Raw genomic sequence first — 17,040 nt, 5'->3', positions numbered from 1 at the left:
TACATTCTACCGCTAATTTAGCAGGCGCACTGGGATCGGCAAAGTGTCGCTCGAAATTCGCCTCCTCGGAGATCTGACCGTCCTTCGCCATGGCGAGGTCGTTTCCTTGCCGCGTTCGAAAAAGACGCGGGCGCTGCTGGCCTATCTTGCGCTTGTCGAGCGCCCGCAGCGGCGCGAGCGCCTTTGCGAAATGTTCTGGGAGGTACCGGACGATCCTCGCGGCGCTCTTCGCTGGAGTCTCTCCAAGATACGGCAGGTCGTCGACCTCGGGCAGGGCGAGATCCTGCAAGCCGACCGCAACGCAGTTCGCCTGAACACCAGCCAAATGACGCTGGACATCGCGCCTCTCCGGGGTCTCGGCGCTCGCGACATAGAGGCCCTTGAACGGGAGCAACTGGAGGCCCTCGCCCGAGCGTTTCGCGGACGTTTCCTGGATGACCTTTCATTGCCGCGCTGTCCGGAATTCGAGGCCTGGCGCATTGCGACTGCCGACGAACTACACGTGACGCGTCTGCGCATCCTTCGCGTGCTCGTCGACCGGCTGGCGGATGATTGCCCTGCTCGGGCGCTTCCGTACGCGCATGACCTGCAGGCGCTGGAGCCCGAGGACGGCGCACTTCGAGCCGACATCCGCCGTCTAAGCGAGGCTGCACGGCAGTCCGCCATGGTCCAAAGCAGCGCCACGAGAACGGACACTCAGATCGCTCCCGCGGGTGAGACCGTCACTTCGACGCAGGTTCTGCCTACGCTGGAGATGCAGCTTGCTTCTCCGCCGGAAGTGGTGCTTGCGCAGGAGATCCGCCGGTGCACGACACCCGACGGCGCGCGCCTGGCCTACGCATTGAGTGGTCAAGGTCCCCCTTTGGTGAGGGCCGCCCACTGGATGTCCCATCTCGAGCTCGAATGGGACAGTCCGGTGTGGAAGCATTGGATCGAGGGCCTCTCCGCGCACTACCAGCTGATACGCTACGACCAGCGCGGCAACGGCCTATCAGACCGGTATCCCGCCGACCTTTCCTTTGATGCCATGGTCGCCGACTTGGAGAGCATCATCGATGCCGCTGGTCTGCGCCGCGTATCCCTGCTTGGCATTTCCCAAGGGTGTGCCGTCTCGATCGCTTATGCCTTAAGGCATCCTGAGCGCGTGGCGGGAATGGTGCTGTATGGCGGATTTACCAAGGGCTGGCGCAAACGAGGCAATCAGCGCGAAATAGCGCGTCGCGAAGCCATGGGAGCGCTAATACAGGAGGGCTGGGGCCAAGACGACCCGGTATTCCGCCAGATGTTCACCTCCCTCTTCATTCCGGAAGCAACGCCGGAACAGAAGAATTGGTACAATGAGCTGCAACGCAGTACCGTCTCGCCGGAGATTGCCCATCGAATCTTCGAGGAAGGCGCCGTCATCGATGTGGACGACCTGTTGCCCCGAGTTCGCGTTCCGACCCTGGTGATGCATGCCATTGGGGATGCCGTCATTCCGTTCGATCATGGTCAGGCAATCGCTGGGAAAATCCCCGGCGCGCGTTTCGTTGCGCTCGATAGCGCCAATCACGTGCTGCTTGGTCACGAACCAGCGTTCGCAACCTTTGTGGATGAAACGCGTCGTTTTCTTGCGGACCCCGAACAGACGCAGCAACTCGCGGGTCCTCCGGCGTCCTTGGGAATCAACCGCTCTCGGCAGTACATAACCGTGCTTGCCGCGGAAGTGGTCAGTCCCATGCATCTCCTCGAAACAGAAGATCCGGAGGTGGCGATCCGCGAATTCCAGCCCCTCGAGGATCGCTTGATACAGGTCGTGGAGAGCCATGGCGGTACCATCACATCGTCTGCTGACGGGACAATCACGGCAGCATTCGGCCTTGCTCGCGCCACAGAGGATCACGCGTATCTTGCGTGCCGCGCCGCGCTCGCGGCTAAGCTAGCCGTGGAGGAGCTCTCCCACGGCGGCACCCGGTTGAGGGCCGGAATAGACACCGGCGAGGTCATCGTGCGGCAACAATGGACGAGCGAAGGCAGCAAGGTTGAACTGGCCGGCGCCGCGCCGCGTGCAGCCAACCGGCTGATGCGTGCCTTGCACCGTGCGACGATCGCCGCAACGGCCCGGGCGCGCGCAGCCGCCGGAGGCTATGTGCAGATGCACCGCTTAGCGCATTCGGAGCATCCGCAACTTGGCCGTGACGAACGTATTTACGAATTGTTGGGCGAGAACCACGCTCTGTCGCGCTGGCACCTGAGGGCCAACCGCGGCCTTACCGGATTGGTGGCGCGCGAGCTTGAGCTCAAAATGCTTCTTGCAACTTGGCGCCGGGTCAGGGAGGGCCACGGCCAGATCATTGGCATCGTCGCCGATCCCGGCATGGGCAAGTCGAGACTTGCCCACGAATTTCTCTCCCTCGACGAGGTTGCTGGTTTTACTGTCCTTGAATGCGGCGGTCTGGAGTTTGATTCATCGGTCGCTCTAGGCACTGTAAAGAAGCTGTTGCTCTCGGCTTGTGGCATTCGCGGCGAGGACGGCTTGGCGGACGCCCAGCGCCTGTTTGCCCTTAAGCAGGCGGAACTGGACCTGGATCCACGTCATGCGGCGCCGCTTTCATTCCTCGCGGACCTGCCGGTCAACGATTCTGCGTGGCTGCATCTCGATGCGCGGGAGCGGACCTCACGGGTATCCGAGGCGATGAGCGCTTTTCTGGTTGCCTTGAGCCGAGCCTCGCCCGTCGCCATGCTTATAGAGGATCTGCACTGGATCGATGCTGAGAGCGAGGCCGTGGTCAACAGGCTGGTCGAAGTGATGGGCGCCAACCGCATCATGCTTCTCGCCACCTATAGGCCGCAGTACCGGCATGAATGGAACCGCCGCGGCTATTTTCAGCAGATGAGGCTGGAGCGGTTCGCGCGGGACGAGATGGACCAGTTCCTCACCGAATTACTGGGATCCGATCCCAGCCTGGGTGAACTGCGGAAAACACTTGCCGAGCGGGCCGAGGGCACACCGCTCTTTCTGGAAGAAATGGTGCGCGGACTGGTTGCGGACGGTGCACTTGTCGGCCATTCGGACCGCTACGAGCTCAAGACGCCGGTGGACTCCATCACCATCCCCTCGACGGTTCAGTCGCTCATCGCCGCACGTATCCAGCAGCTGGGTGACTCGGAAAGGCAGGTACTCCAAGTCGCTTCGGTTATCAGTAAGAATGTTCCATATCCGCTGCTGAGCGCGCTCTCGCCGCTGCCGGATGCCGAACTGGAATCATGCCTGGCCAAACTGCAGAGTCTGGAATTCCTGTTCGAGGTCCAGAGCTATCCTAACGTGGAATATACGTTCAAGCACGCCTTGACGCTCAAGGTGGCCTACGAATCCCTGCTGGCGGAGGACCGAAAAAGGCTGCATCGGGGTGCACTGCTTGCGATGGACACGCTCTATGCCGGATCGCTGAACCATCACGTCGAGGAAATGGCGGAGCACGCGCTTCGTGCCGAGGCGTGGGAACCTGCCGCGGACTATCTGCTGCAAGCGGCGGGTCGGGCTGAGGAACGCTCGGCCTATTCCGCCGCCGTCCAGTTCCTAGAACGCGCCCGCAAGGCAGTCGCCGCGTTGCCGCGAAATCCGAAAACTCTCGCCCAAGCAATAGCCCTGCGGGTGCGGATGCGGCCTGCCTACGGCGCCCTGGGTGCCTATCGGAAGGCGCTGCCGCAGCTGTTGGAAGCGCGCGAACTGGCCATGGAACTGGGCGATCCGCAACTCATCTCCGAGGTGCTGCTCCATTTGAGCTATCTCAACAGCTCCCATGGCCGCTACGAGGAGGCGCTGGAACCGGCCGACACACTCAAGCGCGGCGCCACGGCAAATGGCGTGCAGCGCTGCATAAGCGAGTCGGATCTGGCCGCCTCACAGGCGCTTCTGATCCGCAGCGAGGCGCGGCAGGTGCTCGAGCGGCTTGTTCCGCATGAGGAGAGGTTCACCAAAGCTTGGCGTCTGGAGCGTTTCGGACAGCTCGGTGCGCGAGCGGTTTGGTACCTGGGGCATCGCGCGCAGGCCGAAGCGCGCCTTGGCCGTTTCGACGATGCGGAGCGTTCGCTTGCCGAACTCCAGAAGGTCGCGGCCGAAGTGGCGCGCCCGATCGACAGCTGCGCTGCCGCCTATTTCACCGGTGTGGTGGGTGTCCTGCGCGGGCCCGAGCCGGAGCTTGTCGAGGCGTTGCAGTTGTGGTCCTCCGAAGCTGCGACCAGCGCATCAATCCTTCTGCGGCCATGGCTGTTGACGATGCTTGGGCACGCGGAATTCCTGCTCGGCCGCAACTACGACGCGGGCGCCACCTTGGAAATGGCGGTGACCGAGGCTGAGCGGCTCGATCTTGCCCAGTTCGAATGTCACGCGCGCGCGGTGCTCGCATGCGTGCGTGCGCGCCTGTGTGAGCCGGAAGCTGCGGCCAATCTGGGCCATGCGCTCGAGCTTGCACGGGGACGTGGCGATCCGTGGAGCGAGATCATCGTACTGCGCGGTATTGCCGAGCTGAAACCTCCCAGATCAGCCATTAGCTGGCTCGAACAGGCCTGCAATCTTGCCAGGCGGGTTGAATTGCGGCCGGAGCTTGCCCGCTCCTTGTTGGCTCTCGGCCTCGCGAAGCGTCGCGGTAAAATTGCTAGCGCGGATGCCGCTCTCGCGGAAGCGGGCAGGCTCTACTCAGAAATGCAGATGCGCGAGGATTTTTCCGACACAGAGGTCCCGGCCGGAAAAATCGCGCACGATCGCATAGCCGCTACGGTGTGATCCCCCGCACCCAAGGATCTGCTTCGAAGGTTTGCGCTGCCCTTAGGGCAAGCAAGTCGCGGTCACGCGGCTCGCGATCGTGCGGTGTCGTGCAACAATATCCCACGGACCAAACGATCCGCCACCAGATTTGCGTGGGTCAGCGGCCCCATATGTCCGGCGCCAGGAACAATCGCCCCGATCGCAGTCGGAACACGGGAAACGAGTTCCCGGGCGATGAGCTGCGTTGGAACTGGCGCAAATTCGCCACGCAATACCAGGACCGGAAAGCCAAACCGGGCATATTCGCTTGCTGGCGTCGATTCATGGATCAATGCCTGGAAGTCCAGGCTGGCCTTCGGCAGAAACCGCACAAGCGCCACCTGCAGTTCCGGCTTCATCGCAGCGAATGCGCCGTCCCCACCCCAGTAGTCGATAAAACGAGCTGTCGCGGTCTGGTAACGGCCGTTGATCAAGCCGTCTTGAACGGCGCCTGCGATCCCCAAGATCTCACCCAATGCCTCGTGCCCCTCCGATTCCAGCTCGCGCAGCAGGTGAAAGGCAGAGGGCTCATAAAGCGAGAGGCTGGCTATTCGATGTGGACGCTTCGCAGCTATATGCAGCGCCAATCCACCGCCATAGGAATGGCCAACAAGATGCACAAGTCCCTCATGGCGATCGATCATTTCTATGATGGCAGCGGCTTCGTCAGCCAAACGGAAAGCGGCGGAACCAGTCCCGGTTCCGCCCCCCGGCGCGCCGATCCGATCGGGTGCGCTGAACCGGAACGTGTCGTCGAGCCGCTCCAACAATGCGCGCCATTGTCGTCCGCTGCCGCCCGAACAGTGCAGGGCGATTACAAGCGGTGCGTTGCACGCCTCATGCGAGACATTGAACGTCGATGCGGCGGTCACCGAGCCCCGCCCTCCTCCTCCTTCGAAGGACGCATCCGACGGCTGGTATCACGCCTGCCAAACGAGGTGATCGAGTTGATCTCGAAGCGGGTGACGCCGACGTCGCGCAAGATGTAGTCTGGCAACTCGTAAAGCTGCCGACGATCCCCGTGGATGCGAATGAAACGCCAGACTGCGGCCAACATTGTTCCGCCGGCCCCGCGCAAACCTCGCGTTGTGGTGAGGGACCCGGATGGATTTACCATTGCACTCATTGTTTTCTCCATTGGTTGCGGGCCGCTGACTGCGGCGCCAGTGGGGACCTTTGTCGGGGTCGGCCGTGTGCCTCATCGTTGAAGGCAGCATGGATTTTTGCCGCGCCAGCGTTGTATTGGGCGGTCAGGCCGCGGCTCGGTGCGGAGCGGCGAGAAACATTGCCAGGTGCGCCGTCAGCGCCTCGGCATCGCGGCCGACACCGTCAAGGAAGCTGGAGCTTCGATGACGCATGAAATTGAGGCCGAGCACGTAAAGACCCGGATACGGGCAGACGCCGCCATCGTTCAGGATTTCGCCCTGGGCGTCGAAAACATCCAGCTTCAGCCATGGGTATTCCCGGCGATAGCCGGTGGCCCATACGACGGTCTCGATACCCTGGTCGATGAGGTCGATTTCGGTCGGCTCGGCGTTCAGAATCAGGTTCGGAATGGGAAGCGGATCGATTGGGCAGCGGCCCTCGCCGACGGCCGCGCGGTCGATCTTGGCCAGCACCCGCCTCAGCCTGCGTTCCGCCGCCGTGGTCGTGTCGGCGAGATCGCCGTTGAACCGAATGCGTGTATCGCCAGCGGCAGCCGCTCGACCGACAAGACGAACGCCTTGCCCCCCGAGACCGGCAAGGTCGAGCGTCCTGCGTTCGGGTGTGCCTATCAGCTGTAGCGAGGGCTGCCGTCTTGCTGCATCAAGATCCGGAACTTCAGCGACAGGCTTGGCAAGCATTCCCAGCCGGTCGAGCCACCACATGATGTCGTGCCCGCGGTAAAGCCTCGGTAGGCGTGTATGACTGCCGACCGACAGGGTCACTGGGCGCCCGGAGCGATTGATCTCTTCCGCAAGTTGTATGCCGGTCGCCGAGGCCCCGGCCACGAGAACGCCACCCTGAGGCAGTTGCTGAGGATTGCGATAGCCCCGCGGCACGATCTGCCTGATACGGGGGGAGATCTGCCTCGCTATTGACGGAATGCGTGGCCTGTCGCTGTATCCGGTCGCGACCACGATCGCACGCACGCTCCATTGGCCGCGATTGGTCAGCAGCCGGAAGCCTCTGTCGATCCTTTTGGTCGAGAGCACCTCCACACCGTCCTCTATCGGTGAAGTTGTCGAGCGCGCGTAATTCTCCAGGAATGCGACGGTCTCGGCCGTTGTCATGAAGCCATCGGGGTCGGCACCGCGATAGCCGCCGCCGGGCAGGCGCGTCATCCAGTTGGGCGTGAGCAGGCGAAGGGAATCCCACCGTTCACTGCGCCAGCGCTCAGCGATCCGGCCGCGCTCCAGCACGACATGGTCGATGCCGCTTTCGCTTAGACAATGGCTCATGGCGAGACCCGCCTGTCCGGCGCCGATGACGGCCACATCTGTGCGCTGCATGGAATCTGCACCCTTATATGGCGGGGACACCAGATCGCCGGCGGCATCCCTTCCTGGACGAAGCCGGCGATGTTGCTTCGATCAGAGATCAGCCTTTCACGGCAACCGAGATCGGCACGCCGTTGGTCAGTACGTCGAACACCGCGGAACGGGCACGCGACTGCATCACGATCTCCTCGAGCTTCTCGGCAGGAGCATCGCCCTTGATTTTGAAGGAGATACGGATGCCTTGATAGCCGTTGCGGACTTCATTTGAGATGCCGAGGATGCCGCGAAGGTCGATGTCGCCTTCCACTGTCGCTTCCACCTGATGAAGCGTCACCCCACGCACGGCCGCAATGTTCGCGATACCGGCTGTAAGGCATGAAGCAAGCGCGTGGAGAAGATATTCGACCGGCGTCGGGCCGTTGTCGGCGCCGCACAGGACCGCTGGATGGTCGCTATCAGCCTGGTAGGCCATCACGTGGGACTGCTCGACGCCGGCTCCGAAGAAGTTGGTCATCGTGCTGCTGCTGTGGGTGCCTGCAATCCACCGGCTTTTGGCACGGAACTGGAACTTGGCAAGCTCCGGCTGGCCCGCGACGGCGTTGATGGTGGCCAGAAGGGTGGGCGTATCAACGCCGTTCCTCGGCTCCCGCGGCGCCTTCTTCATGGAAGCCTTTTCCATGACCATTGTATCGTCCTGCATGTCATTCACTCCTGAGTTCGGATTTTGCGCGACCGGGATAGCCCCGCACGGCCAAACCTCGGCCGTCAGCGTTTGATGTGCAGTTGGAACGACAGTGGGAATCGAGAGGTTTTTTGCACCAGCCAGTCGTGAACAGCGCCAGATCCGCGATCCAGCGAAACGACGGGCCTTCAAACGCTTGTTTCCCGCAAAGCTGCGATCACCAGCAAGCGCTGAGAAGGCGTGCCAACCGAAACCGCAGGAGATCGGACCATGTCTCGTTCATTTGGGATAGAGACCCGGCCGTGCTCAACCGGTTGGGCAGTCATCGTTCGCGGACCAAACAAGGCTGAGGTGCCTGCCACATTGCGAAGATCCACACGTATGCGGGCACCTTAAATCGCCCCGATCAATGTGGACGCAACGGCGCCCTTTAAACTGATACGTGTTACTCTGGAAGTCCCGCCCTACGAAGGCCCTCGGTATACCTATTCCGATCGTCCAATCGCCGGAACGGCGGCAATACGTCGGCAAGATTCGAAAGCCGCAGCGCCGGGTCGAACGCGCATAGCGGGCGATCATTTCCCTGGCTTCCGCGAGCCGCCCCGCCCAGGCATGGCCCGCCGCCACTACGCGCATCGCGCTCGCGTAGTTTGGTTGGTGCCGCAACGACCTTCCAGCCCACGCGACGGCATCGCCGTAGCGGCCAGCACAGAAATGAGCGAGCCCAGTGTTGAACTGCCAAGCGAACAGGCGCGGATCAAATGGGCTCAGCCGCATCGCAAGCGCGGCGTGTTCGACGGCTCTGTCTGGCTCGCCCAAGCAAACCTTCACCCAGCTGTTGAGGCCCAAGGCAGCTGCCAAGTTCGGGTTGAGAGCGAGCGCGCGATCGAGGCAAGCTGCGCTCTCATCGAGGTCACCACTTACATAGCCGAGGACGTACCCACCGTGGGAGAGCGCGACCGCATCGTCCCTCCCAAATTTCAACCGCTTTCCTGGCTAGTTGCCATTGGGGGAGTAACGTCCCCTCCTCTTTTGCAGCAGCCAGGAATGCCTTGCGGGCCTCCTCAGCTTCCATCTCGTCGAATATACGGCCATGCAAACGCGCACCGCGAGGTCCCACCCAGGGCCACGCTTCGTCCACTTCACCAGCTCCTCGCCGGCTGTCTTGGCGTTGTCGACGTTGCGGATGATCCGGGACGCTCGGTTTTTGACGGGGGCCGGAGGGCTGAACCAGTGACGAGACGTGAGGGGCCTTAGGGGCGGCTAGCGAGTTTCCTCTCCACTAGCCCGCTAGCGATGAGATGGTTAACCTTTTGTTAGCCATGTGTGGGACCGTGATGGGACTGTTTCCAAACGTTCGTCGACCGTTGTCTTGGCGGTCGGTACGAAGCCGTTATGCATCATCTTCCAGTATTTGTCGCCCTGGCCATTTCGCTTGTCGTGGGTTTAGCCGTGGCGATGGGTTTAACATGAACGCCAACACGCTCCCAAGCGAGGCTATTCGTGGTGGTCGAACGCAACTGACAGTCCGAAGGCCGGGGCCGCACCGACTATAAGGTAGACCAGCTTATCGTCAGTAACCAGCAGATGCGGAGCGCCCCAGCGCACCGGCGGCCTCCCCGCTCGCAATCCAAATAGACGTCTTTCAGCTGTATGATTGGCATGTCAGCGTAAGCGAACGCGAGGTCCTGAGCGTCAGAAGCCGACAATGAAGCCGGACTGATTGCGATCAGCACGGTGCCGAGCGTCACAGGCGCGAGGGACTTAACAACTGACATGATCATTTTGAGATCCTCCCCAGCTCCCGTCGGTCAACATCCAGTCCTTGGGGTCGCAGGTGTAGTGCCGTTCGAAGGTCCCATCCGCGCGCCGCTGCTTGTCGAAGCCTCGATGTAAGGCTCGATCGCGCGCTCGTGGACCAGCCAAAGGGGATCTCGGCCGAGGCGTAGCCACTGCCGGCGGCCAACCGTTTCGGGATCGAGGCCGAAGCGATCCTGGTGCGCTCGATCGTCGTGCCGGCCGCGCCTGCCTCCGCATGACGGATGGCGCGGCTTCGCAAATCGCACATGATTTCGTCACGTGAGATGCCGATGTCGCCAAGGACGTCATCGGGTAAACGGCTCAACTGGTCCGTTGCCGACCAGAGAGCTTTTCGCTCGGCGCGGAGGCGTAACCACCTACATTCGCATGTCCACTGAACATCAACGCTATTCGCTCGAGAACCAGGCGATGGCCATTACGGAGTACGCAGAGCGGCGCGGATACACTATCGTCCAAACCTACGAAGACGCTGGGAAAAGCGGCCTGAGCATAAGAGGTCGCGACGGACTGAAGCAGTTACTAGCCGATGTCGTCACTGGCCAAACGACTTTCTCGGCAATTCTCGTCCTTGACGTCAGCCGCTGGGGCCGCTTTCCGGATACGGACCAATCCGCTCATTACGAGTTTCTCTGTCGTGATGCAGGCGTCGCGGTGGAATATTGCGGCGAACAATTCGAGAACGACGGCAGCATGGTCTCTGCGATCCAAGAATATGAAACGGGTGATGGCAAGCGAGTACAGCCGCGAGCTATCCGCAAAGGTCTCCAGAGCGCACCTGCAGCAGGCTCGTCTCGGATTCAGCCAGGGCGGACCTGTGCCCTACGGCGTCAGGCGACTGTTGCTGGATAAAGATGGCGAGCCCAGATGCCTTCTCGGCCCTGGAGAACAGAAAGGGCTCGCTGGCGACCGCGTTCTCCTTGTGCCCGGCCCGCCAAACGAAATCGAGCTTGTGAGGCGCATCTTCAATATGTTTGTTGCTGAAGGGCAGAGCATGGCCGGCATATCGGTTCGTCTGAACAAGGAAGGAGTGCCATCCACATACGGGTATCTGTGGACGACCGGGCGCGTCGCATCTCTTCTCAAAAGCGAGTTGATGATAGGCTACTATGTCTACCAAGGTGGGCCTGATGATGGAGTGATCGTAACCTTTTCCATCCGGCCGTCTGGCCGCATCACATTGATATCCAAAACTTCCTTCATTGCTGGTATAAACGCGAATGTCATCGGGCCCGTTGATGACGATCTGACAGCGGTAGCCATCAAGCTTGATCTCATGAATCCACCCATCGCCTGACGGTGGCTTGGGCATCAGGGTTGGCAGCATCGGCGGAATGAACTCGAGGCGGCCGGCGCCGGTACTTACAATTTTACGCACCCAGTCAATACTAGGTACAAAGCTTATATTAGCCAGAGTGAACGTAACGATTTCCGCGTTGATGCCGCAACGAAAGCTGTTTGCCCACGTTGCCATTGATCCGAAGCTCCACCATGAGGTTCACATGGCCGACGACAAGAGCACGCGTGACCGAGACCGCCTGGGGTCCAGCCAGGACTACGACGTGGAGCATTTCGCGCAGCAGAATGACATCCCCGTGGATCAGGTCCCCGAACTGATCCGGGCCAGCGACAATGACCGCGCGGGCGTTGCGGAAGCCACCAAGGCCCTCCGGCGGGCGGGCGGCCGGAGCCGATCCGACGGCAAGGGAGATCCGCCAAAGAGCACGAATGTACCTCGGCGAAGCGAAAACTGATTGCCAAAAAAGGTGATGTCTCCAATGGGCGAACGAAATTCGGCCACCGACAGACCCGTCATCCTGGCTCGCTGCCATCCGCAATCAATCGGTAGCGGAAATGATTGCGAATGTGGTCGTTAAAGTAGCGGCCCTTCGCGAACGCGGCTTTGAATGCCGCAAAGGTCTCCGGCGGTACTCCCTCAAACTCGTACCGCTTGCCGCTGGCGACGAACCACACGGAAAGGACCTTGCGCTCCGGATCGTATTCCGTTTTGCGAATCGAGGTAGAGGGCATAAAGATCAACGAGCGGAAAAGCCGTCGTGTTCCCAAGAAGCCAGCCGCCAACAGCTTTGCGACCGTAGCTCTAGCTAGAACGCCGTTTGTGTCTCAGAGGCGCGACAACGCAAGTTCACCGGCCCGGCCAAGCGCCGACTATTTGACAAGCGCGCAAATGGCATATGCTGTCAGCGTCCAACCTGTTGGGGACGTAGTGGCTACATGCGCTTGTGCTACCCACCCCGGAGCTGGGGAAGTAACCGGCAAGCTCCTAGAAATTAGAGCATTTGAATTTGACGCGCTGGCACCGCCACCTATTACGACTTTTGGCTTGGGACACCAAGCCTGTGCGGACTTGTCTGGGCTTGTATCACTGGCACTTGCATAGTGGGTGATTTCCCAACCGCTGACGCCGTCCTTCCCCGCTGGACCCTCAGCCCCCATTGCACCTTTAGGACCCTGCTTGCCGGGCAGACCTGGTGGACCGGCAGGCCCTTGGGGCCCTGGGGGGGCCCGCCGTTGCGCAACCTGCAAGCAACGCGACACATGCTAGAGTGGTAATAATTCTCATGACCACCTCCCCGGTTTCCCGGTGAGTTTGACGACAAAAACATTCGCCAAATCGCGCGAATGTATCACCACGCGATTGTCGTGGATAGGAACGCGATCGGCGGCGAACGGAACGTCGTATATGCGCCGTGACGACGGGCAGCCAGCAATCGTGGCGGAGAGTGTTGACGCGCTTCGCGATCAGCCGGCGTAGTGAGCGCATGATCTCCCCACGCATCCAGCCGGCCTCCCCGATGAAGGTCGACGGCAAGATCGGTTGGAGCACCGTAAGCGTGAAGCTCACCCCATCTGGCGCGGCTTGATATGGCTTTTGACCGCATCAAAACCCCGCATCGCGCGGGGTTTTTTCGTAACGGCGCCAAGGCGCGATGGAAAGCGAAAGTAGCGTGGATCTCGGCTTGAGTGTCTATTCCAGACGGAATTCGACAGCGTGCGCTTCAGCATCGGTAATGAGGCCACCGTCGACGGCGGCTTCGAATGCTTTGGCAAAATACTGATCATCGGAAGTCTGGTGATTCTGGCCCGAAAGATCGATCGGATACGCGCCGATCACCCTGCCCGTGATTTTCTCGACTACCGTCACGGTCCGCTGCATTGGTTGTTTCTCCAATTAAAAGGAACCTATAGCACAGAGAATAGGAACATCCACGACACCCGCTCGCGAGCGGCTTCGAAACATTCGAACTACACCACCCGATGGGACGATCTTCAAGGCGCAATTCCGACAACCGCCTGAAGCATCCGCAAGGCGACCAAGCTATGCTGCTTTCGGCATCCGCGACGTGAATGTCGCTCTGGTAATCGCAATCGTCGTGCCAGTATTGCCCGTGACGGTGTCAATGCGTGCTTCAAGCTGTTTGACAAGTGCCTCCACGATCGCTGTCCCCAATCCGGCATTTGGGACGTCGCCAGCGGCTTTGCCCCAGCCATTGTCCGATACGGTCAACTTCCAATCCTCAGCGTCGGTCTCATAGGTCACCAAAATAAGCGCATCGGCCTTTTCCATGGGGAACGCATGCTTGATGGCGTTGAGAACGAGTTCGGTCACGATCAGGCCAAGGCTCACGGCCTTCTGGGAGTCTATTCTTCCATTTTCCGCCGTAACCTTGACGGCAATAGCCTGTGCTTCCCCGACCATCGAAGTGGCCAAACCGCTGCAAAGTTTCGACAGGTAAGAACCAACCTCGATTTCGTCGGCACCGGTCGAGGCATGGAGATGCCGCTGCACTTCGGCCACGGACAGCACGCGTTGATGGGCATCTTTCAGGTGCTGCCGCGTTTCATCCGACGTGACGGACCGAGCCTTCAGCAGCAGAATGCTGGCGATGATCTGCAAGCTATTGGCAACCCGGTGTTCCATTTCGCGCAGCAGCACATCCTTCTGCCGCAGCAGGTCTTCGGTGCGGCCGAGGAGCTCTTCCTTTTCCCTTTCGATAGCGCGGCGCGCCGTGATGTCATTGAAGGCGAGCAGGATGGTCGCGGCCGAACTGTGGTCGTAGAGGACCTTTCGCGCGTTGAGCAGCATCGTGCGCCGACCGATATTCGGGAAATCATGCTCGACCTCGAAGCCGTCCATGGCGGTCTTCTCGGGAATGATCGTCTCCAGGAGCAGGTGAAGTGCTGGAATGTCCCACTGGCCGTCGCCCAGTGCGTAGAGCAACGAGCCGTGCGTCTGCTCGGGGTCGACTTTGAAGGTCTGATAGAAGGAGCAGTTGGCCGCCAGCACGCGAAAGCTCTCGTCGAGCACGAGGAAGGGTTCGACGATCGTATTGACGATGGCCTGCGCCAGCGTCTGCGCGTCTTCGATATTTGCAATGGGGTGGAACAAAGGCTTCCAGGCCGATCCAGGGGTTCTTTCCCCTTGATTTTCTTTCTATCGGGTCGCCAGGCATCTGTCGCGAATTGAATCGGCCTGACACCACACAGCGCGCGGCCGGTCCACATGGGCATTTTTAATCAATGGCCTTGGAACGCCCAAGACGCTAACACCGGCTCGATGAGCCCCAGCACGCTTCAAGCATTCGATCTCCCGGAAACCACTCTCGAACTCGATGATGATGCGCTCTTGGATATCGTGCAGCGGCAGACGGTACGCTATTTCTGGGAAGGCGCGCATCCGGTCAGCGGTCTTGCCCGCGACCGGCAAAAGACCACAGGCGATCCCGCCAACGATCTCGTGGCGATCGGGGGGTCCGGTTTTGGTATTGCGGCCATCATCGTTGCGGTCGAACGCGGATGGATCGACCGCGTCGCAGCTTTATCGCACTTGCATGGCATGCTCGATTTCCTGGAAAACTCCCCGCGCTATCACGGCGTTCTTCCGCATTTTATGAATGGGCGCACTGGTGCGACTATTCCATTCCGCCGCAAGGACGACGGCGCTGATCTGGTCGAGACCACCTTCCTGTTTCAGGGTCTGATTTGCGCCCGCGAGTATTTCGTCAGGGCGGCAACCGAAGAAGTGCGCCTCCGCCATCGCGTGGACGCGCTGCTGTTAGAGGCCGAATGGAACTGGTTTGCACGCGGGACCCGGCAACTCATGTGGCACTGGAGCCCGAACTTTGGCTGGGCGATGGGCAGCCCGATCAAGGGTTGGAACGAATGCCTGCTCACTTTCGTGCTGGCGGCGGGATCGGCACGCCACCCCATTGATCCGGAGCTCTATCACGAAGGTTTTGCTGGTGGTCCCGGGTTTCTGAACGGGCGCGACCATGATGGGATCGTGCTGCCGTTGGGAATGAATTCTGGTGGTCCGCTCTTCTTTTCGCATTATTCTTTCTGCGGGCTCGATCCGCGAAACCTGAGTGACCGGTACGCCGACTACTGGCAGCAGAACCTCCGCCATACGCAGATCAATTATCGGCATTGCGTCCGCAACCCCCATGGCCATTCGGGATACGGCCCTGACTGCTGGGGTCTGACCGCGAGCCATGGGCCGCGAGGATACATCGCGAGTGCACCTGACAGGGACTTTGGCGTAATCACCCCGTCCGCTGCCCTGTCGAGTTTCCCTTATGCTCCCGGGGAAGCGATGCGCGCACTGCGCGGTTTCCTGACCAAGCCTCGAAACCGCATATGGGGCCGCTTCGGCTTTGTCGACGCGTTTTGCGAACCTCGCAACTGGTACTCCCGGACATATCTGGCGATCAATCAGGGGCCAATCATCGCAATGATCGAGAACCATCGTACAGGGCTTTTGTGGAGGCTGTTCATGGGCGCGCCGGAAGTACGCAGGGGCTTGGCGAGACTGGGCTTCACCAGCCAGCACCTCGACACATCAACGTCTGGCCAGGGGCCACGAGCTGCCGCGGGTATGGTTCCACTGGGTTGCACTTAGCGCCGCAGGGTGGTTTTGTCCCTGAGTGATCTGCTGGCAGGTCGGAGCAGTTCGCGAAGCGCGTCCCGCCGCGTCCTAGCTACTGCTCAGGATCGCGAAATGTCAGCGACTTGGTCTCGAGAAAGTCTAACTGCGGGCTCGAAGCGCTGTCACGTATTCCCGAAAACGATAGAATAGATAGCGGCACCAATAAATAACGCAGTCGACATTCTCATGAATAGCTGAAATGAAAAATACTCTCTCATCGCGGCCTCCCTTGTTTCTTATTAATTTTTCTCGGCCAAGATTTGACCATATCACATGAGGATACGATCTGGTAATTTATATTGGCGTCACGACGAAGATGATCAAATCAACGTCTGCGAGGAGTGCGTCGGCCCAGCATGTCAAAAGCGCGTGTCAAAACCATCCGTCTTCCCCTTAATTCCTGGTGAATCAGGCTGACGCGCTCCTCAGGAGGCCGCATAGGGAGGATTTGATGGCAGATCTAGGCACTGATCTAGCCCGCCGTGCCACCGGGTGCAGCGGATTTTTGCGTTATGGATCTCTCATCGCCCCGCAAATAACCGAAACCAAGCGGTCGCGCGCACTTTTGTGGAGCGCGCCTTTTGGGCGCCAGGCAAGGAAGTCGTCCACACTCATCCAGTCCACCGGATCTGAACCGGCTTGGGGTAGCTTGAATTCTACATAGAGATGCAATCCCCCGGCACGAAGACGACCCGCCACGTTCCGTTGGCATCGGCGGCAAGAGTGCAGGTGAGAGAGGTCATGGCAGAAACTCCTTCGGTACGAGCTTGCCAGACTGTCCGGGAAATTCCATCGCAACAAGTAAGTATTGACGCGCCGAGAGGTGCGGCGAATTGGGTTCGCCGTGGCTTGGCTTGATTCCGGCGGGCTGATCAGGCCTGGCCGAACTGGAATGCGGTCAGATCGTCATGGTCTCACAACGCTCCCTCGATCACCATGCCGGCGCGGATGCCATCAGCACCAATAGGATGACGGGCCAGCGCGATCGACCAGCCTTGGCGCGCTGTTCAGCCCGGCCCATGCCGGACAGCACGGCGACCAATGCCACCAGCTACACCACGGCGCGGGACTCGCGCTTTCGCCCTCTTCGGGAGAGATGCAATGTCGGTCCAAGGCACCGCTCGTCCTGCCGACCTCGCCATGTTGACCAAAGCACTTGATGGCGCTGCCGTGGGCAAAACTCTTGAAAAACATCCGCAACTGGAACTGTACACGCCTACATTGCTAGCACTACTTTGGCAGTTTTTTAGTTCTGGGAGCGTTTTGAGGATTCCCAAGAGCGGTTTTGCGTGATTCATGAGAGGTCGGCTGTTGGAGGGGCCGGCCA

12 protein-coding genes and 1 pseudogene are annotated in these 17,040 nt (G+C 60.4%); 6 read left to right on the top strand and 7 right to left on the bottom strand.

All coding sequences use genetic code 11. The annotated features are described in order from the left end of the window. The first annotated feature begins 43 nt into the window (after positions 1–43). Positions 44–4,765: an alpha/beta fold hydrolase gene (locus NKJ84_RS28980; protein ID WP_352509286.1), complete on the top strand. Its 4,722-nt coding sequence runs from the start codon at positions 44–46 to the stop codon at positions 4,763–4,765. A gap of 62 nt (positions 4,766–4,827) precedes the next feature. Here the strand turns inward: NKJ84_RS28980 and NKJ84_RS28975 are convergent, their stop codons facing one another. From NKJ84_RS28975 to NKJ84_RS28960, 4 genes are all read right to left on the bottom strand, one after another. Beyond that, positions 4,828–5,658: an alpha/beta fold hydrolase gene (locus NKJ84_RS28975; RefSeq protein ID WP_352509285.1), complete on the bottom strand. Its 831-nt coding sequence runs from the start codon at positions 5,656–5,658 to the stop codon at positions 4,828–4,830. Further along, on the bottom strand, positions 5,655–5,843 hold the full coding sequence (locus NKJ84_RS28970; RefSeq protein ID WP_352509284.1) for a YjiS-like domain-containing protein: 189 nt from the start codon (positions 5,841–5,843) through the stop codon (positions 5,655–5,657). The genes NKJ84_RS28975 and NKJ84_RS28970 overlap by 4 nt, the downstream gene beginning before the upstream one ends. Before the next feature lie 193 nt (positions 5,844–6,036). Further along, complete coding sequence (locus NKJ84_RS28965; protein WP_352509283.1) at positions 6,037–7,278, bottom strand: NAD(P)-binding domain-containing protein; 1,242 nt, start codon at positions 7,276–7,278, stop codon at positions 6,037–6,039. Between the two features lie 88 nt (positions 7,279–7,366). Next, on the bottom strand, positions 7,367–7,966 hold the full coding sequence (locus tag NKJ84_RS28960) for an OsmC family protein (protein WP_352509282.1): 600 nt from the start codon (positions 7,964–7,966) through the stop codon (positions 7,367–7,369). A 2,169-nt stretch (positions 7,967–10,135) separates the two neighbouring features. On the opposite strand from NKJ84_RS28960, the pseudogene NKJ84_RS28955 reads away from it, so the two are divergent. From NKJ84_RS28955 to NKJ84_RS28945, 3 genes and pseudogenes are all read left to right on the top strand, one after another. After that, positions 10,136–10,450: pseudogene (locus NKJ84_RS28955) on the top strand (recombinase family protein); the annotation flags it as partial. Between the two features lie 43 nt (positions 10,451–10,493). Further along, a complete protein-coding gene (locus NKJ84_RS28950) occupies positions 10,494–11,063 on the top strand; it encodes a recombinase family protein (protein ID WP_352509280.1) in 570 nt (189 codons plus the stop codon). A gap of 205 nt (positions 11,064–11,268) precedes the next feature. Next, positions 11,269–11,520, top strand: a complete 252-nt coding sequence (locus NKJ84_RS28945; RefSeq protein WP_352509279.1) for a hypothetical protein — start codon at positions 11,269–11,271, stop codon at positions 11,518–11,520. A 58-nt stretch (positions 11,521–11,578) separates the two neighbouring features. Here NKJ84_RS28945 and NKJ84_RS28940 read toward each other — a convergent pair whose 3' ends face one another. The 3 genes from NKJ84_RS28940 to NKJ84_RS28930 form a co-directional block, all read right to left on the bottom strand. Further along, entirely contained in the window at positions 11,579–11,848 is a 270-nt protein-coding gene (locus NKJ84_RS28940; RefSeq protein ID WP_352509278.1) for a KTSC domain-containing protein, read from the bottom strand. A gap of 907 nt (positions 11,849–12,755) precedes the next feature. Continuing rightward, a complete protein-coding gene (locus NKJ84_RS28935) occupies positions 12,756–12,944 on the bottom strand; it encodes a hypothetical protein (RefSeq protein ID WP_352509277.1) in 189 nt (62 codons plus the stop codon). Between the two features lie 162 nt (positions 12,945–13,106). Beyond that, positions 13,107–14,177: a sensor histidine kinase gene (locus NKJ84_RS28930; RefSeq protein ID WP_352509276.1), complete on the bottom strand. Its 1,071-nt coding sequence runs from the start codon at positions 14,175–14,177 to the stop codon at positions 13,107–13,109. Between the two features lie 114 nt (positions 14,178–14,291). Between NKJ84_RS28930 and NKJ84_RS28925 the strand changes: the two genes are divergently transcribed. Together NKJ84_RS28925 and NKJ84_RS28920 are read left to right on the top strand one after the other, a co-directional pair. Beyond that, positions 14,292–15,686 (top strand): glucoamylase family protein, encoded by a 1,395-nt coding sequence (locus NKJ84_RS28925; RefSeq protein WP_352509274.1) that lies wholly within the window; start codon positions 14,292–14,294, stop codon positions 15,684–15,686. Between the two features lie 1,128 nt (positions 15,687–16,814). Beyond that, positions 16,815–17,006: a hypothetical protein gene (locus NKJ84_RS28920; protein WP_352509273.1), complete on the top strand. Its 192-nt coding sequence runs from the start codon at positions 16,815–16,817 to the stop codon at positions 17,004–17,006. Positions 17,007–17,040 lie beyond the last annotated feature (34 nt).

Source organism: Mesorhizobium sp. M0048, from assembly GCF_040323405.1.
In the GTDB taxonomy this organism is placed as follows: domain Bacteria; phylum Pseudomonadota; class Alphaproteobacteria; order Rhizobiales; family Rhizobiaceae; genus Mesorhizobium.
This window is presented reverse-complemented; position numbering and strand designations above follow the sequence as displayed.

Coding starts and splice junctions, on each gene's coding strand:
- NKJ84_RS28960 (WP_352509282.1), bottom strand. CDS start 7,966: ATGCAGGACGATACAATGGTCATGGAAAAGGCTTCCATGAAGAAGGCG.
- NKJ84_RS28970 (WP_352509284.1), bottom strand. CDS start 5,843: ATGTTGGCCGCAGTCTGGCGTTTCATTCGCATCCACGGGGATCGTCGG.
- NKJ84_RS28935 (WP_352509277.1), bottom strand. CDS start 12,944: ATGCAGCGGACCGTGACGGTAGTCGAGAAAATCACGGGCAGGGTGATC.
- NKJ84_RS28945 (WP_352509279.1), top strand. CDS start 11,269: ATGGCCGACGACAAGAGCACGCGTGACCGAGACCGCCTGGGGTCCAGC.
- NKJ84_RS28965 (WP_352509283.1), bottom strand. CDS start 7,278: ATGCAGCGCACAGATGTGGCCGTCATCGGCGCCGGACAGGCGGGTCTC.
- NKJ84_RS28925 (WP_352509274.1), top strand. CDS start 14,292: ATGGGCATTTTTAATCAATGGCCTTGGAACGCCCAAGACGCTAACACC.
- NKJ84_RS28920 (WP_352509273.1), top strand. CDS start 16,815: ATGTCGGTCCAAGGCACCGCTCGTCCTGCCGACCTCGCCATGTTGACC.
- NKJ84_RS28950 (WP_352509280.1), top strand. CDS start 10,494: ATGGCAAGCGAGTACAGCCGCGAGCTATCCGCAAAGGTCTCCAGAGCG.